Raw genomic sequence first — 23,688 nt, forward strand, 5'->3', positions numbered from 1 at the left:
TATGAAAAAAATATTTTTTGTTTTGTTGCTTTTATCAGCAACAGTTTTTGGTCAAAAAAGCGTTAATAACTATGAGTATATTATTGTACCGGTTAGGTTTGATTTTGTAAAAAAGAAGGATCAGTACAAGACAAGCTCATTAACTAAGTTTTTATTTAATAAATATGGATTTAAAGCTTTCTTAAGCAATGAAAATTTACCTGAAAGTTTGAATAAAAATAGATGTAAGGCTTTAATAGGAACAGTTAAAGATGATTCAGGGATGTTTAATACAAAAAGTATTATTGAGTTAAGAGATTGTTATAATAATTTAATATATACCTCTAAAGAGGGAAAAAGTTCTAATAAAGATTACAAAAAAGCTTATCATGAAGCAATAAGAAATGCTTTTAAATCTATAGAACAATTAAAGTATAAGTATACTCCAGTATCAAATGAAAATGAGGTGGCAGTAGTAGAAGAAAGTCAAGTTGTAGTTAAAACACCTAAAGTCATTAAAGTTAAGAAAAATATAAAGAGTGATACTAAGGTTGTAACAACCCCAATTCTATACGCCCAGTCTACTAATACTGGATACCAAGTAATCGATTCTAAGCCTAAAGTAGTTTTTAAAATATTAAAAACTAATGTGAAAGATGTTTATGTAATTCAAAATATGAATGGAATCTTATATAAAAATGGAAATATTTGGATTGCTGAATATTACAAAGGTGAAGAGAATGTAATTGAAAAATATCAGATTAAATTTTAATTAACTTAATAATTATATTTCTCACCCCAACGTTGTCTTAACAATTCCCTGAATTGATTTTCTCTAGCATTATTACCTGGTTCATAAAGTTTAGTGTTTTTTATTTCATCAGGTAAGAATTCTTGATTTACAAAATTGTTTTGATAGTTATGAGAGTATTGATAGTCTTTACCATAGTCTAAATCTTTCATTAATTTAGTTGGGGCATTTCTTAAATGTAAAGGAATAGATAAATCACCTGTAGTTTTTACCAAATTTTGAGCTTCACCAATAGCCATATACGAAGCATTACTTTTAGTGGAATTTGCCAAATATATAGCACATTGACTTAGTATAATTCTAGACTCAGGATATCCAATTGTAGAAACAGCTTGAAATGTATTATTAGCCATTATAAAAGCTGTAGGATTTGCATTACCAATATCTTCAGAAGCTAAAATTAACATTCTTCTAGCAATAAACTTCACATCTTCACCACCTTCAATCATTCTAGCTAACCAATATACAGCAGCATTTGGATCGCTTCCTCTGATGGATTTTATAAAAGCCGAAACTATATCATAATGTTGTTCGCCTGTTTTATCATATCTAACTGTGTTTTTTTGAATTTTAGATAAAACCAATTCATTAGTTATTTCTACTTCTTGATCTGCTGCAACTAGTAATTCAAATATATTTAACAGTTTACGAGCATCACCACCTGATACTTGCAATAAGGCATCAGTTTCTTTTAAAGTAATTTTCTTTTGAGATATAAAATCATCTTCTTTTATAGCTCGATGTATTAGAGCGATTAAATCATTTTTATCAAAAGAGTTTAAAATATATACTTGACATCTAGAGAGTAGGGCAGGGATAACTTCAAAACTTGGGTTTTCTGTAGTTGCTCCAACTAAAGTAACCCAACCTTTTTCTACGGCACCTAATAAAGAATCTTGTTGAGATTTACTAAAACGATGAATCTCATCAATAAACAGAATTGGGTTTTTCTGCGTAAACAACCCTCCACTTTTCTTTGCTTTTTCAATTACATCTCTAACATCTTTTACTCCAGAACTAATAGCACTCAAGGTATAAAATGGTCGGTTGGATTCTTTTGCAATGATATTAGCAAGTGTTGTTTTACCAATTCCAGGAGGTCCCCAAAGTATTAAAGAAGGAATAATTCCTTGTTTAATATGATTGGTTAAAATACCATTATCACCAACTAAATGTTGCTGACTTATATAATCTGATAATTTTTGTGGACGTATTCTTTCTGCCAAAGGTTGATTCATTTGGTAAAAATAGAAAAGTTTTATGACAGATGTTCCGAAATTTTTGTTTGGATTTATTTTTGTTAATTTTATTATAATGAAAGAAGAAAGTCAATTAAAATATTCAAATAAGGTTTTTATTATTCCTTTTCTTTTTGTCTTTATAATATGGTTTATTTATTGGATAGAGATTAAGTTTGGATTTAATTTTAACAAGTTTGGAGTATTACCAAGAAAATTAACAGGTTTAAAAGGGGTTTTAAGCTCACCTTTTATTCATAGTGATACAAATCACCTTTTTAATAATTCAGTGCCTTTATTTGTACTCTCAACATGTCTTTTTTATTTTTATAAAGAGGTAGCATTGAAAGTTTTAGTATATGGAGGATTAGCAACTGGTTTTTTTACATGGATTATAGCTAGAGAATCTTATCATATTGGAGCTAGTGGAATTGTTTATTTACTTTTTAGTTTTATCTTTTTTAGTGGAATTATAAAGAAGCATTATCGATTAGTGGCAGTTTCATTAATAACAATTTTCTTATATGGTAGTATGATATGGTATGTATTACCCATTAAGGAAGGAATGTCTTGGGAAGGGCATCTGTCAGGATTTATAACAGGGTTTATTTTAGCGATATTTTATAGAACTAAGGGAATTACAAAGAAAAAATTTGAGTTTTCCAAAACTGAATTTGATGATATGTTTGATGAAAATGGAAATTATATGCCTCCAATTATAGAAGATGAATTAGAGATTAAAGAATTAAATTATAAATATATTTATAAAGGGGATGAATAAATAAGTTTTTTAATTGAAAAGACTTTTTTTAGTAGTAAATTTTTAAGCTGTAAGATATATTAATTTTATAGTAAAATATTCTACTTAATTAAAAAGAGCCCAAATGTAAAAGCAAATGGACTCTAAAAATAATTTATTACTATTATTAATTACATTTTTGTTAATGTAATTGTGTTTGTTGAATTTAGACCACAACTTCCAGTCTCTAATAACTTAAATACTATTTGACTATCATCATTTAAATTAAACGTAGAATTGTTTCCTGTAGTGGTAAAAATAATATCACCTTTACCACCGCACGATAGTCCTGTTGATACTTTTTGAACTGATATTTGATTACAAATTAAATCAAATTTAAAGTTTCTAGCAAAACCAGAATAATTAAAATCTACTTGTCTAGCCCCAAATCCACCCAAAGAAGTAATTTTTACTTGTTGTGATTTAGGAAAAAATCCGCTTCCAGTAACTTTCATCATATAATCTCCTGAAAATTTATTGGTTGGTATAGCGCAACCAACGGCAACTTTATTTATTAAAGGAGAATTATAACTATTACCTTTTAGAGAGTTAGCTATTAGATTAGAAGTAATTATTCTACCATCTGTTAACTCAATATCTTCATAAATTTCAAAAAAATCTGTAGATAAAATATCTGAAATCTTAACACCAATAGCAGAAGCTGCTTCTGTTAATAAAACTGATACTTCAAGTTGTTTGAAACCATTGTCTCCATCTGTAAAATTAGATTGATTATATTCTTTAATAAAGGTTTTTGAATTTACAGAAAGGTCAGTAGAACCTGGAGTTATTGTATTATCTTTAAATGTGGCGTAAATTTTAACAGATTTTACATTTTTGCCTTGATCTTCGCTAATTAACTCTCCATTAAAAGAAAATACTGCGTTTGTTGGGTCAGAAAATTCAAAAGACGAAGATTTTAAATTTATTATTCTTAGTAATGCACCTTGTCCAAGTTTTTGATCAAATTGAAATTGGCCTGAATCATTTACTTCAGAACAAGAAATAAATGAAAATACTATTCCAATAAAGAATAGGGGCAGAACCAATTTTTTATAATTTTTTATATTTTTCATTATGTTTATTATTTATTAATATTTACAGTAGTTTGGGTATCCCAAAAAACTTTAATTGATTGATTTGGCTTTTGGTTGATGTTTGAATTATTAGTAACTGCAGAAGCTGGGTATTTAAAAGATCTAATAAAATCACCTGGAGCGCTTTCGAGGTTAGGTTGAATATCAGAAGGATAGCCAGTTCTTCTATAATTATTATAAGCCTCTAATCCATTACCCCATGTAGCTAAGTAAAATTGCTTCATAACTAAATCCAATTTTTCAGTAGCATTAGAATTATTATAATTAGTTATTATAACGTTTATATAATCATTAACTCTATTGGTTGTCATAGCATTTGAGCCAGTAGATTGAGTTGTGTTAAAATTTTTAACTGTATTAAAAGACTTATTTAAGGCATCTCTAAATAAACTAACTGGGTCTCCATCTGTAGATAGGGTTAATGCTGCTTCAGTTTTAATAAAAGAAGTCCAAGAAGACATAAAAATTGGAAAATACCCTTGACCTGCAGCTCCAGCATTATTTCCAGTTTCCGATAATGTAGCAAAAGAATTGTTGTCAAATTTTGTACCATATGGATATAATCCCCATATAGTAATCCTACCTTCATCACTTGGTACACCTTCATTGTTACCGTGATCTCTACCCCAATAACCATCACCTATAGAATTACAATACGGGTCGCTAGCGGTATAATGTATTGGCTTTGGAAATCTTTGACAAGGTCTATCGAAAAGCCCTTGCGCATCATTGCCAGGATATGTACCTGATTGTCTGTAGAAATAGTAATAAATTCGTGGGTCTGGGTTTGAATATGTATTTTTCATAATATTCATGATATATTGTCCCATGTAATTACTCCTTGTTGTAGACTCTATGAATCTTGGACTTCTTGTGTCTGGGTCATTTCTTTGAGTTCCATATTTCCAAACGAAGTCTTCATCGGGAGTGTCTATCAAATCGTTTTCTAAAATTAATTTATTAATTTCTGCTTTTGAATTAGCATCGACCAAGCGTGTATTATTATAAATTCTTAGTTTCAGAGTGTTAGCTAAAGTTTTCCATTTAGCCATTGAACCTCCGTAAAACATGTCTGTTACCAATTTATTTGAAGCTGAATTGTTATTAATGTTTTGAATAGCATTATTGAGCAAATTCAATGCTTCTTTATACACAGCTTCACCTGAATCTAATTTTGGATTAGTATTACTATCAAATTTTATAGCTTCTGAATAAGGAACATCTCCAAAATAATCAACCAGTGTAGTTAAAGTATATGACATTAAAATTTGTGTTTGTGCTTTGACATTATTGTGAATAGGATCAGAACCAACATTATTTAATAAAGTTACAGCATCAGCTAACAAACCTGAATAACCATTTCGCCATTTAGAATCAAAACTTACAGAGCTATAGGCATTGTTATATACTCCCGACATTAGAATCATTCTTGTAACACCCATAGGTTGATTTTGAGCAGAAGTAACAAAATTTGCAAAGTTAATTTGTACTCCATTAGCAAGTAAAGTAATATCCGCAGAAGCAGGTGTAGCGGCATTTGGATTCTCTTGTAAATCATCTAAACTACAAGAAACAAACACCATTGTTATTAAGAGAATAATAAATATGTTTATTTTTTTCATTTTTTTCATTTTAAAATTATTTAGAAACTTAAATTAAGTGAAAGTCCATACCTTTTTGAAGTTGGTCCTGTTAATAAATCGAATCCTCTTGAATTACTAACACCTAAACTTGTTACTTCAGGGTCAAAATTTATAGCATCAGGCATATTTACAGCTTTGAACCATAAATTATTTCCTGTTAAAGACAAAGAGACATTATTAAAAAAAGTTCCTTTAAGCATTTCCTTTGTAAACTTATAAGTTAAAGAGATCTCTCTTAATCTTATAGTAGTAGCATCATAAATTCTAAATTCACTTGAGAATGCACTACCAGCCCAATATGCATCATTTGCAGAAATTTGGATATCATTTGGAGTTCCATCTGCTTTAACTCCAGGTAATATTACAGGAATACTTCTATCAAAATCGGTGTTTTTAGTTAATCCTCTTGAAGTAAGTGTATATGCCGTTGCAGAATAAATATCTCCACCTTTTACATAATCCCATTGCATTCCTAAATTCCAATTTTTATATCTAATATTATTAGTGAAATTTAAGGTGAAATCGGGGTTTGGATTACCTATAACTTTTTCACCAGGAGCTAGCGTATAAAAACCTTGTTCATTAACTATAGGGTTGTTGTTAGCATCCCTTTGTATGTATGACCCTTTAATCAAGTTGTATTGTTCACCGACGATAGCAAAATTTGCTAAATTTGTAAAAGGACCTGCAGTTCTTAATTCTTTAATTCCGTTAGGTAAAGAAATAACTTTTGTTCTTACTGAATTAAAGTTAAAATAGGTGTCCCAGTTAAAGTTTTCATTTTTGATAGGGATTAAGTTTAAACCTAACTCAATTCCCTTTGTTTCTAATTCACCTGCGTTTATTGTAGTACTAGTAGCTCCAGTAGATGGATCCAAAGATTGATTAACTATTTGGTCTTTAGCGTTTTTTCTGTATAAAGATAAATCTATACCAATTCTATTATTAACAAGTTTAGCGTCCAACCCTATTTCAATTTCTGATAATAATTCAGGTTTTAAGTTTGGATTGGCTAAAACATTACTAACGCTATTTGTATTTATTGGATTTCCAGTACCATCTAATAACCAGAGATTAGATCCTATTCCTAAAGTAGCTCTAGTTCTATATGGATTTGCAAAATTAGCCGACGTAGCATAACCACCTCTTAACTTTAAATAATTTAAGCCATATTTTGACTTTAAACTTGGAAAAGCTGAAGTTGGTATAAAAGAAATACTAGTACTAGGGTAAAATATAGATCTATTAGCTATTTCATGAGTTGATGCCCAATCGTTTCTACCTGCTATATTTAGATATAAATATTTTTTATAACCAAATGTAGCAGTACCAAATAAACCTAAAATTTTTGATTCTTCATTATAAAAACTACCAGCATTTTTATTAACAAAATTACTAGCAAAGAATTTATTAAAAACTAATTGTTCTGAATAATTTGAAGATAACCTTTCAAAAGTATTATTATAAATACTAAATCCGATAGAGGATTCTAAAGAAATATTATCATTTAAATTTGCTTCATAATTAAATAAAGCTGAATGATCCCAAGTAAATTCAGTGTTTTTAATTTTCTGATATGAACCTAGAGCTATTTGAATTCCTCCTTTATTTGAAAAAAACTCTTGAGTTTCTGAATAAATATCAAAACCAGTTTTCCAAGTTAAGGATGCGCCTTCAAATAATTTTAAAGAAGCCTGAAATTTTCCATTAACACGAGGTGTTTTTTCTTTAACATATTGATTGTTTACTGTCCATAAAGGATTTTGAATATCATTAGAACTTCTATAGTAAACACTTCTACCTTGTGAATCTTGATATGGTAAATTATTTAAATCAATACTTCTTGGAGTATATAAGACATTAGCATAAACACCAGCAGCTCCGTCTCCAACATTTGAAGTTCCAGTACTCCCCGCAGTAGGAGGGTTTTTTTTGTTCGTTATAGAAACATTTATATTACCTTGAATAGATAAACCGTGGTCTAGGTTGGCTGAACCTCCAATACTAAAATTTTGTCTATCTAATGTACTACCTGGAGTAAAACCGGTTTCTTCTAAATTAGAAAAACTCATTGAGTATGAATAATCTTCTGATGCTTTTCCTAAAGAAAGAGAAACATTAACTATATCTCCAGGTTTGAAAAAATTATCTACAGAATTATATGGCTTATATTCATAAGTTTGACCAACAAATTGAGGGAAAAAGGTATCAAAAGAGCCTCCTCCTTGAGTTGTTGCATAAGTGTTACCTGAATAAGGGTGGTTAATTGTTGCTCCAGGTGTAAATTTAGGACCCCAATTACTAAAAGCTTTACCAGAGCCTAATTGCCAACCATTACCATACGTGTTTTGATAATCTGGTGTTGATGATATTGCATTTACATAGTAAGAAGTACTTATGTTAGCCCAAGTTTTACCATTTTTATTATTACCAGCTCCTGTTTTTGTAGTTATTAAAACAACTCCATTTCTACCTTGTGAACCATAAAGCACAGTAGCGTTTAATCCTTTTAAAATACTTAAAGAAGCAATATTATTAGGATCTATATCACTGATCCTACTCGCTGTTGAAGCTCCAGAAGAAGATAAAGCACCACTTTGTGTATTAGTAGATGATGAAACCAAAACACCATCAATTACAAATAGTGGAGAATTATTACCATTAATAGAAGATATACCCCTAATATTAATATTTGCAGCTGCTCCAGAAACACCACCACCACCTACAATAGATACACCAGGTACTTTACCAGCTAATGCTCTAGCTACATCATTTTGAGGTTTATTAGATAGTTGTTCTGAATTAACTGTAGCAACAGAGTATCCTAATGCTCTTTTTTCTTTTTTAACTCCTTGAGCGGTAACAACTACTTCATCAAGCAAATTATCATTTTTCATGATAACATTTATTTGATCAGAGTTTCCAACAACTTTTTCTACTTTTTTCATACTGAGAAAACTAAAAACTAGTATTTCTCCTTTTTTTGCTTTGATTGAATAATTTCCATCAAAATTAGTTTCTGTACCTTTTGTTGTACCTTTTTTTATTATTGCAACTCCTGGAAGTGGCCCTGATTCATCAGATACATTACCAGAAATTACTCGTTCCTGTGCAAAAGAAATTTGCATAATTAACGCTAATATTAACGTTAATATCCCATTAAGTTTTGTTTTAATCATACGAATTTGAATTAATTAAGCTCAAAATTTAATGATTCAAAACACTTTAATGTATGGTAAATTAATAAACGGTCATATTATGTAATAAACGGTTGTTTTGGTGTAATAAACGGTTTAAACTTTCGTACAAAATGAGACTAAATAATTCAATTAGTATTTATTAAAAGAAATATAATGATGTTTAAATAGGATAGGAGGTATAATTTATCTATTCTAACTCGAAAAGTTATAATAAGGTACATCATTGATTTGTAATAGATGATTTTAAAAAATAAAAAAGCCTTGAATATTCAAGGCTTTTTTATTATCGTATTTTCTATTTTATTAACGTCTTTGTCTTACAGTTTCATAAAGAAATGCTCCACAAGCAACAGAAACATTTAAAGAGCTTATTTCTCCTAGTAAAGGAAGTTTTGCTTTATAATCTACCATCTTTAGTACGGAATTACTTACTCCTTTATGTTCAGATCCCATTACAATAGCAATTGGTTGTTTAAAATCAATATCAAAAATAGAATCTTCTGTTTTTTCAGTAGCAGCAGCTAGTTTAATTTCAGCAGCCTGTAATTGAAAAATAGCATCTTTAATATGATCAACCTTACAAATAGGAACTTTAAAAGCAGCTCCAGCAGATGTCTTTATAGTTTCAGCGTTAACAGGAGCGCTTCCACTTTTTTGAATTATAATCCCATTTACGCCTGTGCATTCAGCAGTTCTTATGATTGCTCCAAAGTTACGTACGTCTGAAACTTGATCTAATAATAAGAATAAAGGAGTTTTATCTGAGCTTAATGTATTTTCAATAAGTGTTTCTAAATCATGAAAATCTACAGGAGAAATTTTAGCAACAGCACCTTGATGATTATTATGTTTTGATAATCTATCCAATTTTTCTATAGGAACTACGCTAACAGATATTTTATTTTTTTTTAATAATTTATCTAATTGAAAAAATAACTCTCCTCTAAGTCCTTTTTGAAGGTAAACTTTGTTAATTGAAGCATTACTTTCTATAGCTTCAATTATTGCTCTTATACCAAAAATAGTTGTATTTTCTTCCATACTGCAAATGTAGTTCAATTTGTGATGAAAAAAATATTTTAATTACAGATTTCATTGTTTATAGTTACCGGATATTTTTCTGAGGTAGTAATAACAATGTTTTTATTGTCTTTTCTTTTAAATTTTATAATACCTTGTGTAAGTATTTGAGGTTTGTTTAGAATCAAATAGTTATTGTTTTTGGCTATTTTACTTGATAAAATTTGTGCTAAAATAATTTTATTGAAATCTATTTTGGCTTCTTTTCCTTCAACACTAAACAGTGTAATTTTACCTTTTGGTAGATAATTACTTGATTTAATACTATCATAAATACTCGAGTGATAAAAACGAGTACCATCTATATCTAAAAAAGATTTTGAATTAAATGATTTGTTATTTAGCATAACATCATAATCAATTGTCATATTTTTAGCCTCATATAAACATTCTAGGTTGTTACCTTTATTACAAGAGACAAAAAAAATAAGTAATATATATATATATTTATTCATTTTATAAAATTTAAAAATCACCTTAAAAATTAATTTAAGGTGATTTTTTATGATTAATAATTAATTAACTTAAATATTATTAATAAGTTAATGTAATATTTCTCCAGTCATTAGAACCAGAAGCAGTTCCTACTTCTCCTTTATTTGCAGGAGAACCAAAAGTATAAATAGGAGACTGAGTAATTTCTAATTCAGATGCAGGAACAGGGTACATAGTTGGAGAACCTTCTTGTAATAAGTCATGTCTTCTCATGAATGCCCAGTTTACTGCCATACCACTTGCTAAATCAAGCTCGATAGAGTTTTCATAAATTAATGAATTTCTTACAGCGTCAGCAGAAGCAGTAGTAGATTGATTTCCTACAGTTTTTCTAGGAGAAGCATCTAACATAGCTACTGCGTTAGTAATATCACCTTTTCTGTAATAAGCTTCAGCTTTAATATAATCAATTTCAGCTTTAGGGAAAATCTGACAAGGTAAACCAGTTACATTTTCATTATTTCCATTGAAAAATCTTACGTGTCTGTAACTAGAAAATAAGTGTCTACCTCTAGAAGCTCTTAAGAAACCAAATTTATCACCAACATATTCATAATAGTTGATTCTTGGATCACTAGTTGTAACCGCTGGTAAAATAGTAGCGTCAGTTGGGTAATCTGTTGGGTATGAAGGTTGAAATAAGTGCGCAATTTTAATATCAGTTGGCATATATCCAGCACCACTACCTAATAAAAATAAAGACCAATCTTGTAAGTTGTTAAAAAGAACATCTTCTTTAGATTCAGGTTGGAAGTTACTTGTTATAGCATTATTTGCATATGTAAGTATTTTATCATAATCTAAAGTTAAAGCTTCAGCATTAGTTCTTGCAACACCAATAGAGAATCTAGCCATATAAGCATTTGCTAACTGGATAAAAGTAGCTTTGTTAATAGCAGGACCTCCAGGGTAAATTTCATAAGTAATTGCTGATTGAGCATTAGCTATTGAAACTGCTTTTTCAATGTTAGCAATAGCAGCAGCTAACATTTCAGTATAACTAGAGAAAACTAAAGCGTTAACGTCTGTATCTGGGTTTACGATATAAGCTTTATCATATATCATAGATAAATAACCTTGAGCAACTCCTTTATCAAAATAAGCTGCAGAAAGCTCTTGTTGTGTTAAATCATTTCCAGAAACAACAACACTTCCTGATTGATTTTCAATATTATTAATAATTATGTTTGCATTGTTAATAACACCGTTATAACCTCCCCATGGAGAAGCAACACTTGCAGCTAAATCATCATCTGAAGTAGAGTTGTTGATTTGTCTTCTCGGTTGATCACAATAATTCCAAAAACTTCTAAAAGCATTTGTTGTAGTGAACTGATCAGATAAACCTCTAAAATAAATACCAGCAAAACCTATTTGATTAGAAAATAAAGTAGTATGGTTGGTAGTATTAAAGTTCTTAAAGTCTGCAGCATTAGATAATACAGCAGCAGCATTCGGCTGATTAGGGTTGTCAATATTAAAATCCTCTTGAGAGCATGATAACATTAGTAACCCACTAAATAAATAAATTAATTTTTTCATTGTTTATGAGTTTTTAATGATTAAAAAGTAGCTTGTACTGAAAATGCATAAGTCCTAAAGTTTGGATAAGCAAATTCATCAAGTTTGAAGATAGGACTTCCTCCTTGAGCTACTTCTGGATCCCATCCTGTATAGTCAGTAATAGTAATTAAGTTTCTACCAGATAAAGTAAGTTTAATATCTTGGAAGAATGAATCAGTTCCTAAAATCTTTTCTCCAAAGTTATAAGATAAAGAAACCTCTCTTAATTTAACAAAGCTACCGTCTTCAACAAAGTAATCAATTGGAGCAGCACCATTATAAATAGTAGAACTTGCATTTGCATAAGATGCAGGTTGTCCTTGAGCTCCAAATTTTTGTAAGTCAGCGTGTCTGTCGTTAAAATATAATAATTGCTTAGTATAGTTGTATACATCTCCTCCTTGTTGAATATCAAATAAAGTATAAAGAGAGAAGTTTTTGTAGTTAAAAGTATTACTAATACCTAAGATAAAGTCAGGAGTAGTATTTCCTATTCTTTCAACAGCTCTTGAGTTTGTGTTAGCATCCCATAATCTTATAGCTTGCTCTCCTCCAGCATTAACAAGTCCAGTATTACCATCATTAGCAGTAACAATTACGTGACCTTGTGCGTTTACAGAGAAAGCAGAAAGAGGTAAGTTTAAACCTTCATTTAATACATTACCAGAAGCATCAACAGTTAACTGGTCTAATGAAGTTACTAACTTGTTACCAAACATAGCACCATATGGTTGTCCAGCCTCTACTCTAAATAAGTTAATAGCAGGAGCAGAATCAAATAATGTACCACCAAAAGCTCTGTTAAAAGGAGCTACATTTCCTAAGCTTACATATTCGTTGTTTACACTAGAAAAAGTAATACCGAAATTCCAAGAAAAATCTTCATTAGAAATTGGAGTACCAGATAAACTAGCTTCATAAGCAGTATATTGAGTCTCTCCTAAGTTTCTAACTGTAGTTCTTCCAGGTACAGCACCAGATAAAGGTACAGTTAATAAAGCGTCTTTAGTATTAGATTTAGCATATGTAAATCCAAACTTATACTTGTTTAAAAAGTCTAAATCAAAACCTGCCTCAAACTCACTAATAGTTGGAGATTTTAAGTTAGGGTTACCAACTTGGTTAAAAGTAATTGAAGCTTCTGTAACTGTAAAAGTTTCAAAAATATCACCAAATCCAGGTCTTAAACCAGCAGTACCGTAAGAAGCTCTGAATTTTAATTCATCAATCCATTCTGTATCTATATCTTCACCTAATCTATAAGCAAAAGAACCTCTATAGAATATTTGATCTCTATTATTCTGTCCAAATAAAGAACTTCTATCTGTTCTAATAAGACCTCCAATAATTAACTTATCTTTCCAATCAAGATCTGCAGTTAAGAAAAAGTTTTGTGTTTTAGTAGCAGATCTGAATGAACTAACATTAATATTTTGAGTACCTTGTTGAAGGTTAGAAACATCATTAGTTAAGAAGTTTGAACTTGATCCATCTTCTCTTGAGAAATTAACATTCTCTAATAAATATTTGAAAGAAGATCTTAAGTTAAAGTCATTAAACTTAGTGTTATAGTTAACTTGCACACTTGAATTTGTTCTTTCTGTAACAGAGTTTCTAATAAAAATATTACCATTATCTCTAGTTGCATTTGGAACAGATCCACTTACATATCCTCTAGGGAAAAGTCTAGTATATTTAAAAGCATTTCTATCTTTAGATAAGTTAGCTTGAACAGATAAATTATCTGTTACTTGATAGTTAGCATTAATACCTGCAATAAATCTATCTTCTTTTCTATCATCCTTTCTATTTCTTGCAACATAAAGAGGATTTTGGTATTCATTGATCCATCCATTACCACTAAAGAAAGGAATAAAGTTTCCGTTAGCGTCTAATTGATTTAAATCTACTGTTGGGTTTGCAGTTAAGAAGTTGAAGAATAAGTTATCTCCCTGCCCAGCTTGAGCTACCTCTTGACCTTTACTTTCAATAAAACTAGTAGTGAAACCAAGACTTAATTTATCATTAACATCTGCGTTTAAGTTTAATCTAAAGTTTTTTCTTACGTATGGTCTTAAACCTTGAATAATACCTTCAACTTCTGATCTTTGAGCTGATGCGAAGTAATCGATCTTATCTAAACGTTGAGATATAGATGCAGAATATTGAGAATATCCTTGAGACTTAACAAATGTATCAATATTGTTAATTAAAGGTTGTTGAAAGTCATTGTCAAATAAACCATCAGGATCAGCATTAGCGAAATCAACAGAACCATCTGCATTGATTGCTCTATCATGCTTAGTAGCTAAAGGATAAGAGTTAGCTATAGAGTTGAAACCATACTCACTTTTAAAAGTAACTTTTGGTTTTCCGCTAGTACCTTTTTTAGTGATTATTTGTATAACACCATTACCTGCTAATGACCCATATAAAGAAGCTGCAGCAGCACCTTTAACAACCTCAAAAGATTGTACGTCACTCATGTTGATGTCTCTCATACCACCTTCAGTGATTATACCATCTATTATTACTAAAGGCTCAGTACTACCTTCAATAGAACTAGCTCCCCTTAATATAATAGCAGAATTACGTAATGGGTTACCACTACCTCTAACGATTTGTGCACCGGCTACTTTACCAATTAATGCTGAGGCAGCATCAACAGTTGGTACAGTTTGAGTACCTTCAACAGAAACTTTTTCTACTTTGAAACCTAATTTTTTTGTACTAACACCTTGAGCAACACCAGTTACAACGATTTCATCAAGAAGGTTACTATCTTGAACCATTGTAACGTTAATTGTATTAGCTGCACCAATAGTTTTTTCTGTTGTTTTCATTCCAACAAAACTGAACACTAGTACGTCACCTGTTTTAACTTTAATAGTATAGTTACCATCAAAATCAGTTTCAGTACCTTGAGTGGTACCTTTTTTTAATACTGTAACTCCAGGTAAAGGTCCTGATTCGTCTGAAACAGTACCTGAAATCGTTCTGTCTTGTGCAAAGGATATCTGCACAATCAACGCCAATAGAAGCGTCAAAATTCCATTAAACTTTGTTCTCATTATGTAATTATTTGAATTAATTAGTCGCTAAAATCTTAATTTTATCTTAAATACACAATTTTTTAACAAAAAAAGATGAAAAATATTCAAAGGAATGTTGTAAATGTTTGCTATTAGACAATTAAATAATAGTTGTGTAAATGATTCTATTGTGTTGTGAAATATAATTTGATGATTTTATTTTTATGTGTTTTGTATATAATTGAATCAATCTTATATGTTTTCTTGTGATGAGTGATTTTTAGATACAGTTTTAAAAGTATAGGTTGTTTTACTTGTATAGTCTTTATAATTAAATAGAGCTGGGTGTATTTAATGTGTCATTAATATATAGGGTATGTTGTTTTTTTCTAGAAGTTGTTTTTGGATGTTTATGTTTTTGGTGTTTAAAAATAAAAGGAGGTATAAATTATGTAGTGAGTGTTTGTGTGAGTTATATTGAAATGTGCGGTTTATTAATGTTAATAATTAATATTGTTTTGAAGATTTAATGAATATAATATTTGATTTGTTTTTTAAAATTAACTCATTGGTATTTGAATGTTTAGAAAAATATCGTACATTTGCGCACTCTTAAAATTAGAGTAATTTAAGTACAAATTAAAAACAAGTAATAATTTAGTATGCCAACTATTCAACAATTAGTTCGTAAAGGAAGAACCAAAATAACTAAGAAGAGTAAATCGGCTGCATTACAAGCATGTCCTCAAAGACGTGGAGTTTGTACGCGTGTGTATACCACTACACCTAAGAAACCTAACTCAGCAATGCGTAAGGTAGCAAGGGTAAGGTTAACAAATGGTAACGAAATTAACGCGTATATCCCAGGAGAAGGGCACAACTTGCAAGAGCACTCGATAGTATTAGTTAGAGGTGGAAGGGTAAAAGATTTGCCAGGTGTTAAGTATCACGTTGTTCGTGGTGCGTTAGATACTGCAGGAGTTGAGGGAAGAACTCAACGTAGGTCTAAATACGGTGCAAAACGCCCTAAGAAGTAAAATTAATCAATTAACTTTTTTAATGTAAAGACATGAGAAAAAGAAGAGCGAAAAAAAGGATTTTGTTACCGGATCCAAGGTTTAACGACCAATTGGTAACACGTTTTGTGAATAACTTAATGTGGGATGGTAAAAAGTCTGTAGCGTTCAAAGTATTTTACGATGCAATGGATATCGTGAATGAAAAAAAGACTGACGAAGAAAAGTCGGCTTTAGAAATTTGGAAAGATGGATTGTCAAATGTAATGCCTCATGTAGAGGTGCGTTCTCGTAGAGTAGGAGGAGCAACATTTCAAATTCCAATGCAAATTAGACCAGACCGTAAGGTGTCAATGGCTATAAAATGGATGATTTCTTATGCGCGTAAGCGTAATGAAAAAACAATGGCTCAACGTTTAGCTGCAGAGGTTTTAGCTGCTGCTAAAGAAGAAGGAGCTGCTGTTAAGAAAAGAGTTGATACTCATAAAATGGCTGAGGCAAATAAAGCATTTTCACACTTTAGATTCTAAGAAATGGCTAGAGATTTAAAATATACTAGAAATATTGGTATTGCTGCTCATATTGATGCAGGTAAAACTACTACAACTGAGCGTGTATTATATTATACAGGTGTAAGTCATAAAATAGGTGAGGTACATGATGGTGCTGCTACTATGGACTGGATGGAGCAAGAGCAAGAAAGAGGTATTACAATTACTTCTGCTGCTACCACTTGTGAGTGGAAGTTTCCTGTGGAAAATGGTCAACCTACAAAAGATACTAAAGGATATCATTTTAATATTATTGATACTCCAGGTCACGTTGATTTTACGGTAGAGGTAAATCGTTCGTTAAGAGTTCTTGATGGATTGGTTTTCTTATTTAGTGCTGTTGATGGTGTTGAGCCTCAATCTGAAACTAACTGGAGATTAGCTGATAACTATAAAGTGCCACGTATCGGTTTTGTAAATAAAATGGATCGTCAAGGGTCTAATTTTATGGCTGTATGTCAGCAAGTAAAAGATATGTTAAAATCTAATGCTGTTCCAATCGTTATGAATATTGGAGATGAAGCAGATTTTAAAGGTATTGTTGATTTAGTAAAGAACCGTGCTATTATTTGGCATGATCATACACAAGGAGCTACATTTGATATTGTAGATATTCCAGAAGATTTAAAAGAAGAAGCTGCAATGTTACGTGGTAAACTTATTGAAGAAGTTGCTGCTTACGATGAGAATCTTTTAGAAAAATTTATGGAAGATGAAGATTCAATTACAGAAGAAGAAGTGCATGCTGCTCTTCGTGCTGCTGTAATGGATATGTCTATTATTCCTATGATTTGTGGTTCAGCATTTAAAAATAAAGGAGTTCAGTTTTTATTAGATGCAGTTTGTCGTTACTTACCTTCTCCGGTAGATAAAGATGCAATTGTTGGAACTGATCCTAATACAGGTGAGGAGATTTCTCGTAAGCCAAATGCAAAAGAACCTTTTTCAGCATTAGCATTTAAAATTGCTACAGATCCTTTCGTAGGGCGTTTAGCGTTTTTCCGTGCTTATTCTGGGCGTTTAGATGCTGGTTCTTACGTGTTAAATAATCGTTCTGGAAAGAAAGAACGTATTTCTCGTATCTACCAAATGCACTCAAACAAACAAAATGCAATTGAATATATCGAGGCTGGAGATATTGGAGCTGCAGTAGGGTTTAAATCTATTAAAACAGGTGATACTTTATCTGATGAAAAGAACCCAATTATTTTAGAATCAATGGATTTCCCAGATCCAGTAATCGGTATTGCTGTTGAGCCTAAAACTAAAGCTGATGTAGATAAATTAGGTTTATCTTTAGCTAAATTAGCAGAAGAAGATCCTACATTTACAGTAAGAACAGATGAGGCTTCTGGTCAGACTATTATCTCAGGAATGGGAGAGTTACACCTTGATATTATTGTTGACCGTTTAAAACGTGAATTCAAAGTAGAGGTTAATGAAGGTCAACCACAAGTAGAGTACAAAGAGGCTATTACTGCTGCTGCTGATCACAGAGAGGTTTATAAGAAACAATCTGGTGGACGTGGTAAATTTGCTGATATTGTATTTACTATGGAGCCTGCAGATGAAGGTGTTCAAGGATTACAATTTGAATCTATAATTAAAGGTGGTAACGTTCCTAAAGAATTTGTTCCGTCGGTAGAAAAAGGATTCAAAGAAGCAATGAAAAATGGTCCTTTAGCTGGATACGAAATGGATTCAATGAAAGTGACTTTAAAGGATGGGTCTTTCCACCCTGTAGATTCTGATCAGTTATCATTCGAATTAGCTGCGAAATTAGGTTATAAAGCTGCTGCAAAAGCTGCAAAAGCTAAAATAATGGAGCCGTTAATGAAATTAGAAGTGTTAACTCCAGAGGAAAACATGGGGGACATCGTAGGAGATTTAAATAGAAGAAGAGGTCAGGTTAACGATATGAGTGATCGTGCTGGGTCTAAGGTTGTAAAAGCATTAGTGCCATTATCAGAAATGTTTGGTTATGTTACTGCTTTAAGAACAATGTCTTCTGGTAGAGCAACGTCTACAATGGAATTTTCTCACTATGCAGAGACTCCTACAAATGTTGCTGAGGATGTAATCGCAAAAGCTAAAGGTTAATAAGATATTAAGATGAGCCAAAAAATTAGAATTAAATTAAAATCTTACGATTACAATTTAGTAGATAAATCTGCTGAGAAAATCGTAAAGACAGTAAAGTCAACTGGAGCTGTAGTAAACGGTCCAATTCCTTTACCAACAAATAAAAAGATTTTTACAGTATTACGTTCACCACACGTAAACAAAAAATCTAGAGAGCAATTTCAATTATCTGCTTACAAAAGATTATTAGATATCTATAGTTCTTCTTCAAAAACTATTGATGCTTTAATGAAACTTGAGTTACCAAGCGGTGTTGAAGTTGAGATAAAAGTATAAGTAAGTGATAACTTTCGGTTTAATTTTGTTAAACCGAAAGTTTTTTTTACTTTTGCACACCGAAATTTTGTATTTCGTGGTGTAAAAATTCTGTTGATTATCAGAATTTAACATGTCCTGAGGGTTTCGCGAAGGAAAAACGGTAAAAACAAATTCAGAGTGAAGGAGTTTTTCGCTCTTTTTTTTTGAGAAAATCAAAGGAAAAACTGAAACTTTTGTTTCAAACAATTATTATTAATAGACGCGCTGGATAAAATATAAATCTATCGTCTTAAAATTAACAAATATGTCTGGGTTAATAGGTAGAAAAGTAGGTATGACCAGCTTATTCGATGAGAACGGGAAGAATATTCCTTGTACTGTAATCGAAGCAGGACCATGCGTAGTTACCCAAGTCAGAACCGAAGAAGTTGACGGATACAATGCGTTACAACTAGGTTTCGATGACAAAAAAGCAAAAAGCTCTAATAAAGCTTTAGATGGACACTTTAAAAAAGCTGGAACATCTGCTAAGAAAAAAGTCGTTGAATTTCAAGGTTTTGATGGAGAGTACAAATTAGGAGATTCAATTACTGTAGAACACTTTATAGAAGGAGAGTTCGTAGATGTTTCTGGTATCTCTAAAGGTAAAGGATTTCAAGGTGTTGTAAAACGTCATGGTTTTGCTGGAGTTGGACAAGCAACTCACGGTCAACATAACCGTTTAAGAGCTCCTGGTTCTATTGGTGCTGCATCTTACCCTGCAAGAGTATTCAAAGGAATGCGTATGGCAGGTCGTATGGGTGGAGACAAAGTAAAAGTTCAAAATTTAAAAGTATTAAAAGTGGTTGCTGATAAGAATCTTATCGTAGTAAAAGGAGCTATTCCTGGTCACAAAAATGCTTTTGTAACTATCGAGAAATAATGAAAGTAGCAGTTTTAGATATTACAGGGAAAGATACTGGTAGAAAAGTTGAGCTTTCTAACGAAGTATTCGGAATTGAACCAAATGATCACGCAATCTATTTAGATGTTAAGCAATATTTGGCAAATCAAAGACAAGGTACTCATAAATCGAAAGAAAGAGCTGAGATAGCTGGTAGTACAAGAAAGATTAAGAAGCAAAAAGGAACTGGTACAGCACGTGCAGGTTCTATCAAATCTGGAGTTTTCAGAGGAGGTGGACGTATGTTTGGACCAAGACCAAGAAACTATTCTTTCAAATTAAATAAAAACTTAAAGCGTTTAGCACGTAAATCTGCTTTAAGTATTCAAGCAAAAGATAGCAATTTAGTAGTTGTTGAAGATTTCAATTTTGAAGCTCCAAAGACTAAAGAGTTTATCAATGTTTTAAAAGCTTTAGGATTAGAGACTCAAAAGTCTTTATTCGTGTTAGGAGAAGAAAATAAAAATGTTTATTTATCATCTCGTAACTTAAAAAAATCTAAAGTGGTTAATGCTACAGGAGTAAATACTTACAGTGTTTTAAATGCTAATAAAGTAGTTATTTCTGAAAGCTCTTTAGAAGGAATTCAATCTAATTTAAGTAAATAGGGAACGAAATGAGTATTTTAATAAAACCTATTATTACGGAAAAAGCAACAAATGATAGCGAGGTATATAACCGTTATGCATTTGTAGTAAATAAGAAAGCTAACAAAGTTGAAATCAGAGGAGCTGTTGAGGCTGCTTATGGTGTAGCGGTTACTTCTGTTAAAACTATGAACTATCCTATTCAAAGAACTACTAAATACACTAAGAAAGGTTTAGTAACAGGGATAAAAAGTGGATACAAGAAAGCAATTGTTCAGTTAGCTGAAGGAGAAATTATTGATTTTTATAACAATCTTTAAGAAAAGACAGAATGTCAGTTAGAAAATTAAAACCAATAACACCAGGTCAGCGTTTTAGAGTTGTAAATGGGTTCGACACCATTACTACTGATAAGCCGGAGAAATCTTTATTAGCTCCGAAAAAAAGATCTGGAGGTCGAAACAATCAGGGTAGAATGACAACACGTAATATCGGTGGAGGTCATAAACAAAAATACCGTATTATCGATTTCAAAAGAGATAAACAAGGTATCCCTGCAACAGTAAAAACTATCGAGTATGATCCAAATCGTACTGCATTTATTGCATTAGTTAGTTATGCTGATGGTGAAAAACGTTATGTAATTGCGCAAAACGGATTAAAAGTAGGTCAAACTATCGTTTCAGGTAAAGACGTAGCTCCAGAAGTTGGAAATGCTATGTATTTAAGTGAAATTCCTTTAGGTACAACTATTTCTTGTATCGAGTTACGTCCAGGGCAAGGAGCTGTTATGGCTCGTTCAGCTGGTTCATTTGCTCAATTAATGGCAAGAGATGGAAAGTATGCTACAGTGAAGTTACCTTCAGGTGAAACAAGATTAATCTTATTAACTTGTATGGCTACTATCGGAGTTGTTTCTAACTCAGATCATCAATTATTAGTGTCTGGTAAAGCAGGTAGAAGTAGATGGTTAGGTAGAAGACCAAGAACTAACCCAGTTAGAATGAATCCAGTTGATCACCCAATGGGTGGTGGTGAAGGACGTTCTTCAGGAGGACATCCAAGATCTAGAAACGGTATTCCAGCTAAAGGATTTAAGACTAGGTCTAAGACTAAAGCTAGTAATAAGTATATTATAGAACGTAGAAAGAAATAAGACATGGCAAGATCATTAAAAAAAGGACCTTTCGTTCACTATAAACTAGAGAAAAAGGTGTTGGCAAACGTTGAAACTGAGAGCAAATCAGTTATTAAAACTTGGTCAAGAGCAAGTATGATTACTCCAGATTTCGTTGGTCAAACAATTGCAGTTCACAACGGACGTCAGTTTGTACCAGTTTACGTTACAGAAAACATGGTAGGTCATAAATTAGGCGAATTTTCACCAACACGTTCTTTTAGAGGGCACGCTGGTGCAAAAAATAAAGGAAAAAAATAAGTAGGAAATTATGGGAAGTCGTAAACATAACATGGCAACACAGTTAAAAGAAGCTAGAAAGTCTAGAGCTTTCGCTAAAATAACTAATTGTCCTACATCACCAAGAAAAATGCGCTTGGTAGCAGATTTAGTAAGAGGAGTAGAGGTTGAGAAAGCTTTACAAATCTTAAAGTTTAGTCCAAAAGAAGCATCTCGTAACTTAGAAAAGTTATTATTATCAGCTATTGCTAACTGGCAAGCTAAAAATGAAGATGCAAGTATCGAAGATGCTGGATTATTCGTAAAATCAATCTGTGTAGATAGCGCAGGTATGTTAAAAAGATTAAGACCAGCTCCACAAGGGCGTGCACACAGAATTCGTAAGCGTTCTAATCACGTAACTTTAGAGTTAGGTACTAAAAATAACAGTAATTAATCAAAGTAGAAATGGGACAAAAAACAAATCCAATAGGAAATCGTTTAGGAATCATCAGAGGATGGGAATCTAACTGGTATGGTGGAAATGACTACGGAGATAAATTAGCTGAAGACGATAAAATAAGAAAGTATATTAATGCTAGATTATTTAAAGCAAGTGTATCTCGTGTAATTATTGAGCGTACTTTAAAACTTGTAACCGTTACTATCACTACTGCACGTCCAGGTATCATTATTGGTAAAGGAGGTCAAGAGGTAGACAAGTTAAAAGAAGAGCTTAAGAAAATTACTAGTAAAGAAGTTCAAATTAATATTTTCGAAATTAAGCGTCCAGAATTAGATGCTAAATTAGTAGCAGCTAGTGTAGCTCGTCAAATCGAAAACAGAATTTCTTACAAGAGAGCAACAAAAATGGCTATCGCAGCTTCAATGAGAATGAATGCAGAAGGGATTAAAATCCAATTATCTGGTCGTTTAAACGGAGCAGAAATGGCGCGTTCTGAGCATTATAAAGAAGGAAGAATTCCTCTTTCTACTTTTAGAGCAGATATCGATTATGCACTTGTTGAAGCACATACTCAATACGGAAGAATCGGTGTTAAAGTATGGATTATGAAAGGTGAGGTTTATGGAAAACGTGAATTATCTCCATTAGTTGGATTATCTAAACAAAAAGGTAACTCAAACAAAGGTGGCGGTAATGGTAAGCGTCAATCTCGCAGAAGAAAATAATTTTTAAAATTAGAAATTAAAAATGTTACAGCCAAAAAGAGTAAAATACCGTAAGGTACAGAAGGCCAAAGGTAATATGAAAGGTAACTCTAATAGAGGAAACCAACTTTCTAACGGAATGTTTGGAATCAAATCATTAGACCAAAACCTATTAACCTCTCGCCAAATAGAGGCAGCTCGTATTGCGGCAACTCGTTATATGAAAAGAGAAGGGCAGCTTTGGATTAAAATATTTCCAGACAAACCTATTACTAAGAAGCCATTAGAAGTACGTATGGGTAAAGGTAAAGGTGCTCCAGATCATTTTGTTGCTGTTGTAAAACCAGGTAGAATTTTGTTTGAAGTTGGTGGTGTACCAATGGAAGTAGCAAAAGAAGCTTTACGTTTAGCAGCTCAAAAACTTCCAGTAAAGACGAAGTTTGTTATCGCAAGAGATTTTGATTTTAACGCTTAATTCTAAAAGACATGAAACAATCAGAAATTAAAGAATTATCTATCGCAGACTTACAAGAAAAGTTAGGAGCGTTAAAGAAAAATTATACGGATCTTAAGATGGCTCACGCCATAACTCCATTGGAAAATCCATTAGAGTTACGTAGCTTAAGAAGAACTGTGGCAAGAATTGCTACAGAGTTAACCAAAAGAGAATTACAATAATTCTAGTCAG

23 protein-coding genes are annotated in these 23,688 nt (G+C 31.7%); 15 read left to right on the plus strand and 8 right to left on the minus strand.

Annotated features, from left to right (window positions below):
• The first annotated feature begins 1 nt into the window (after position 1).
• Complete coding sequence (locus Q0958_RS08760) at positions 2-751, plus strand: hypothetical protein (RefSeq protein WP_299122123.1); 750 nt, start codon at positions 2-4, stop codon at positions 749-751.
• Positions 752-756: 5 nt separating this feature from the next.
• Here Q0958_RS08760 and Q0958_RS08765 read toward each other — a convergent pair whose 3' ends face one another.
• Positions 757-2,028 (minus strand): replication-associated recombination protein A, encoded by a 1,272-nt coding sequence (locus Q0958_RS08765; protein WP_299122125.1) that lies wholly within the window; start codon positions 2,026-2,028, stop codon positions 757-759.
• 76 nt (positions 2,029-2,104) lie between these two features.
• On the opposite strand from Q0958_RS08765, the gene Q0958_RS08770 reads away from it, so the two are divergent.
• A complete protein-coding gene (locus Q0958_RS08770; protein ID WP_299122128.1) occupies positions 2,105-2,809 on the plus strand; it encodes a rhomboid family intramembrane serine protease in 705 nt (234 codons plus the stop codon).
• A gap of 149 nt (positions 2,810-2,958) precedes the next feature.
• On the opposite strand, the gene Q0958_RS08775 is transcribed toward Q0958_RS08770, so the two are convergent.
• The 7 genes from Q0958_RS08775 to Q0958_RS08805 form a co-directional block, all read right to left on the minus strand.
• Positions 2,959-3,903: a hypothetical protein gene (locus tag Q0958_RS08775; protein ID WP_299122130.1), complete on the minus strand. Its 945-nt coding sequence runs from the start codon at positions 3,901-3,903 to the stop codon at positions 2,959-2,961.
• 8 nt (positions 3,904-3,911) lie between these two features.
• A complete protein-coding gene (locus Q0958_RS08780) occupies positions 3,912-5,546 on the minus strand; it encodes a SusD/RagB family nutrient-binding outer membrane lipoprotein (protein WP_299122132.1) in 1,635 nt (544 codons plus the stop codon).
• A gap of 20 nt (positions 5,547-5,566) precedes the next feature.
• Complete coding sequence (locus tag Q0958_RS08785; RefSeq protein ID WP_299122134.1) at positions 5,567-8,746, minus strand: SusC/RagA family TonB-linked outer membrane protein; 3,180 nt, start codon at positions 8,744-8,746, stop codon at positions 5,567-5,569.
• Between the two features lie 324 nt (positions 8,747-9,070).
• Positions 9,071-9,808, minus strand: a complete 738-nt coding sequence (gene rlmB, locus Q0958_RS08790; RefSeq protein ID WP_299122136.1) for a 23S rRNA (guanosine(2251)-2'-O)-methyltransferase RlmB — start codon at positions 9,806-9,808, stop codon at positions 9,071-9,073.
• 38 nt (positions 9,809-9,846) lie between these two features.
• A complete protein-coding gene (locus Q0958_RS08795) occupies positions 9,847-10,302 on the minus strand; it encodes a hypothetical protein (protein WP_299122138.1) in 456 nt (151 codons plus the stop codon).
• Positions 10,303-10,381: 79 nt separating this feature from the next.
• Positions 10,382-11,884 carry a RagB/SusD family nutrient uptake outer membrane protein gene (locus Q0958_RS08800; RefSeq protein ID WP_299122140.1) on the minus strand — a complete coding sequence of 501 codons (1,503 nt, stop codon included), beginning with the start codon at positions 11,882-11,884 and terminating at the stop codon, positions 10,382-10,384.
• Positions 11,885-11,904: 20 nt separating this feature from the next.
• Positions 11,905-14,976: a SusC/RagA family TonB-linked outer membrane protein gene (locus Q0958_RS08805; protein ID WP_299122142.1), complete on the minus strand. Its 3,072-nt coding sequence runs from the start codon at positions 14,974-14,976 to the stop codon at positions 11,905-11,907.
• 623 nt (positions 14,977-15,599) lie between these two features.
• On the opposite strand from Q0958_RS08805, the gene rpsL reads away from it, so the two are divergent.
• The 13 genes from rpsL (at position 15,600) to rpmC (ending at position 23,678) form a co-directional block, all read left to right on the plus strand.
• Positions 15,600-15,974 carry a 30S ribosomal protein S12 gene (rpsL, locus tag Q0958_RS08810; RefSeq protein ID WP_028887479.1) on the plus strand — a complete coding sequence of 125 codons (375 nt, stop codon included), beginning with the start codon at positions 15,600-15,602 and terminating at the stop codon, positions 15,972-15,974.
• Between the two features lie 32 nt (positions 15,975-16,006).
• The gene (gene rpsG, locus Q0958_RS08815; protein WP_272149896.1) at positions 16,007-16,483 is read left to right on the plus strand and encodes a 30S ribosomal protein S7; all 477 of its coding nucleotides are present in this window, start codon (positions 16,007-16,009) and stop codon (positions 16,481-16,483) included.
• A 3-nt stretch (positions 16,484-16,486) separates the two neighbouring features.
• A complete protein-coding gene (fusA, locus tag Q0958_RS08820; protein WP_272149895.1) occupies positions 16,487-18,604 on the plus strand; it encodes an elongation factor G in 2,118 nt (705 codons plus the stop codon).
• A gap of 12 nt (positions 18,605-18,616) precedes the next feature.
• Positions 18,617-18,922, plus strand: coding sequence for a 30S ribosomal protein S10 (rpsJ, locus tag Q0958_RS08825; protein ID WP_024740605.1), 306 nt, complete (start codon positions 18,617-18,619; stop codon positions 18,920-18,922).
• A 286-nt stretch (positions 18,923-19,208) separates the two neighbouring features.
• Positions 19,209-19,826 carry a 50S ribosomal protein L3 gene (gene rplC, locus Q0958_RS08830; RefSeq protein WP_272149894.1) on the plus strand — a complete coding sequence of 206 codons (618 nt, stop codon included), beginning with the start codon at positions 19,209-19,211 and terminating at the stop codon, positions 19,824-19,826.
• Positions 19,826-20,455, plus strand: a complete 630-nt coding sequence (gene rplD / locus Q0958_RS08835; protein WP_272149892.1) for a 50S ribosomal protein L4 — start codon at positions 19,826-19,828, stop codon at positions 20,453-20,455. The genes rplC and rplD overlap by 1 nt, the downstream gene beginning before the upstream one ends.
• An 8-nt stretch (positions 20,456-20,463) precedes the next feature.
• Complete coding sequence (gene rplW, locus Q0958_RS08840) at positions 20,464-20,754, plus strand: 50S ribosomal protein L23 (protein ID WP_150900309.1); 291 nt, start codon at positions 20,464-20,466, stop codon at positions 20,752-20,754.
• An 11-nt stretch (positions 20,755-20,765) separates the two neighbouring features.
• Entirely contained in the window at positions 20,766-21,590 is an 825-nt protein-coding gene (gene rplB / locus Q0958_RS08845) for a 50S ribosomal protein L2 (RefSeq protein ID WP_235273056.1), read from the plus strand.
• Positions 21,591-21,593: 3 nt separating this feature from the next.
• Positions 21,594-21,872, plus strand: coding sequence for a 30S ribosomal protein S19 (gene rpsS / locus Q0958_RS08850; protein ID WP_150900307.1), 279 nt, complete (start codon positions 21,594-21,596; stop codon positions 21,870-21,872).
• 10 nt (positions 21,873-21,882) lie between these two features.
• Complete coding sequence (gene rplV / locus Q0958_RS08855) at positions 21,883-22,287, plus strand: 50S ribosomal protein L22 (protein WP_272149890.1); 405 nt, start codon at positions 21,883-21,885, stop codon at positions 22,285-22,287.
• An 11-nt stretch (positions 22,288-22,298) separates the two neighbouring features.
• Complete coding sequence (rpsC, locus tag Q0958_RS08860) at positions 22,299-23,021, plus strand: 30S ribosomal protein S3 (protein WP_272149889.1); 723 nt, start codon at positions 22,299-22,301, stop codon at positions 23,019-23,021.
• Positions 23,022-23,043: 22 nt separating this feature from the next.
• Positions 23,044-23,475 (plus strand): 50S ribosomal protein L16, encoded by a 432-nt coding sequence (rplP, locus tag Q0958_RS08865; RefSeq protein ID WP_272149888.1) that lies wholly within the window; start codon positions 23,044-23,046, stop codon positions 23,473-23,475.
• Between the two features lie 11 nt (positions 23,476-23,486).
• Positions 23,487-23,678 carry a 50S ribosomal protein L29 gene (gene rpmC, locus Q0958_RS08870; protein WP_150900303.1) on the plus strand — a complete coding sequence of 64 codons (192 nt, stop codon included), beginning with the start codon at positions 23,487-23,489 and terminating at the stop codon, positions 23,676-23,678.
• Positions 23,679-23,688: the final 10 nt, after the last annotated feature.

The organism is uncultured Tenacibaculum sp., assembly GCF_947499065.1.
Classification (GTDB): domain Bacteria; phylum Bacteroidota; class Bacteroidia; order Flavobacteriales; family Flavobacteriaceae; genus Polaribacter.

What these genes read in the sequence shown, in the direction of transcription:
- rpmC (WP_150900303.1), top strand. Translation starts at nt 23,487, where the DNA reads ATGAAACAATCAGAAATTAAAGAATTATCTATCGCAGACTTACAAGAA.
- rplC (WP_272149894.1), top strand. Translation starts at nt 19,209, where the DNA reads ATGTCTGGGTTAATAGGTAGAAAAGTAGGTATGACCAGCTTATTCGAT.
- rplB (WP_235273056.1), top strand. Translation starts at nt 20,766, where the DNA reads ATGTCAGTTAGAAAATTAAAACCAATAACACCAGGTCAGCGTTTTAGA.
- Q0958_RS08765 (WP_299122125.1), bottom strand. Translation starts at nt 2,028, where the DNA reads ATGAATCAACCTTTGGCAGAAAGAATACGTCCACAAAAATTATCAGAT.
- rplP (WP_272149888.1), top strand. Translation starts at nt 23,044, where the DNA reads ATGTTACAGCCAAAAAGAGTAAAATACCGTAAGGTACAGAAGGCCAAA.
- rpsG (WP_272149896.1), top strand. Translation starts at nt 16,007, where the DNA reads ATGAGAAAAAGAAGAGCGAAAAAAAGGATTTTGTTACCGGATCCAAGG.
- rpsC (WP_272149889.1), top strand. Translation starts at nt 22,299, where the DNA reads ATGGGACAAAAAACAAATCCAATAGGAAATCGTTTAGGAATCATCAGA.
- rpsL (WP_028887479.1), top strand. Translation starts at nt 15,600, where the DNA reads ATGCCAACTATTCAACAATTAGTTCGTAAAGGAAGAACCAAAATAACT.
- rplW (WP_150900309.1), top strand. Translation starts at nt 20,464, where the DNA reads ATGAGTATTTTAATAAAACCTATTATTACGGAAAAAGCAACAAATGAT.
- rpsS (WP_150900307.1), top strand. Translation starts at nt 21,594, where the DNA reads ATGGCAAGATCATTAAAAAAAGGACCTTTCGTTCACTATAAACTAGAG.
- Q0958_RS08785 (WP_299122134.1), bottom strand. Translation starts at nt 8,746, where the DNA reads ATGATTAAAACAAAACTTAATGGGATATTAACGTTAATATTAGCGTTA.
- Q0958_RS08780 (WP_299122132.1), bottom strand. Translation starts at nt 5,546, where the DNA reads ATGAAAAAAATAAACATATTTATTATTCTCTTAATAACAATGGTGTTT.
- rplV (WP_272149890.1), top strand. Translation starts at nt 21,883, where the DNA reads ATGGGAAGTCGTAAACATAACATGGCAACACAGTTAAAAGAAGCTAGA.
- Q0958_RS08760 (WP_299122123.1), top strand. Translation starts at nt 2, where the DNA reads ATGAAAAAAATATTTTTTGTTTTGTTGCTTTTATCAGCAACAGTTTTT.
- rpsJ (WP_024740605.1), top strand. Translation starts at nt 18,617, where the DNA reads ATGAGCCAAAAAATTAGAATTAAATTAAAATCTTACGATTACAATTTA.
- rplD (WP_272149892.1), top strand. Translation starts at nt 19,826, where the DNA reads ATGAAAGTAGCAGTTTTAGATATTACAGGGAAAGATACTGGTAGAAAA.
- Q0958_RS08795 (WP_299122138.1), bottom strand. Translation starts at nt 10,302, where the DNA reads ATGAATAAATATATATATATATTACTTATTTTTTTTGTCTCTTGTAAT.
- Q0958_RS08800 (WP_299122140.1), bottom strand. Translation starts at nt 11,884, where the DNA reads ATGAAAAAATTAATTTATTTATTTAGTGGGTTACTAATGTTATCATGC.
- fusA (WP_272149895.1), top strand. Translation starts at nt 16,487, where the DNA reads ATGGCTAGAGATTTAAAATATACTAGAAATATTGGTATTGCTGCTCAT.
- Q0958_RS08775 (WP_299122130.1), bottom strand. Translation starts at nt 3,903, where the DNA reads ATGAAAAATATAAAAAATTATAAAAAATTGGTTCTGCCCCTATTCTTT.
- rlmB (WP_299122136.1), bottom strand. Translation starts at nt 9,808, where the DNA reads ATGGAAGAAAATACAACTATTTTTGGTATAAGAGCAATAATTGAAGCT.
- Q0958_RS08770 (WP_299122128.1), top strand. Translation starts at nt 2,105, where the DNA reads ATGAAAGAAGAAAGTCAATTAAAATATTCAAATAAGGTTTTTATTATT.
- Q0958_RS08805 (WP_299122142.1), bottom strand. Translation starts at nt 14,976, where the DNA reads ATGAGAACAAAGTTTAATGGAATTTTGACGCTTCTATTGGCGTTGATT.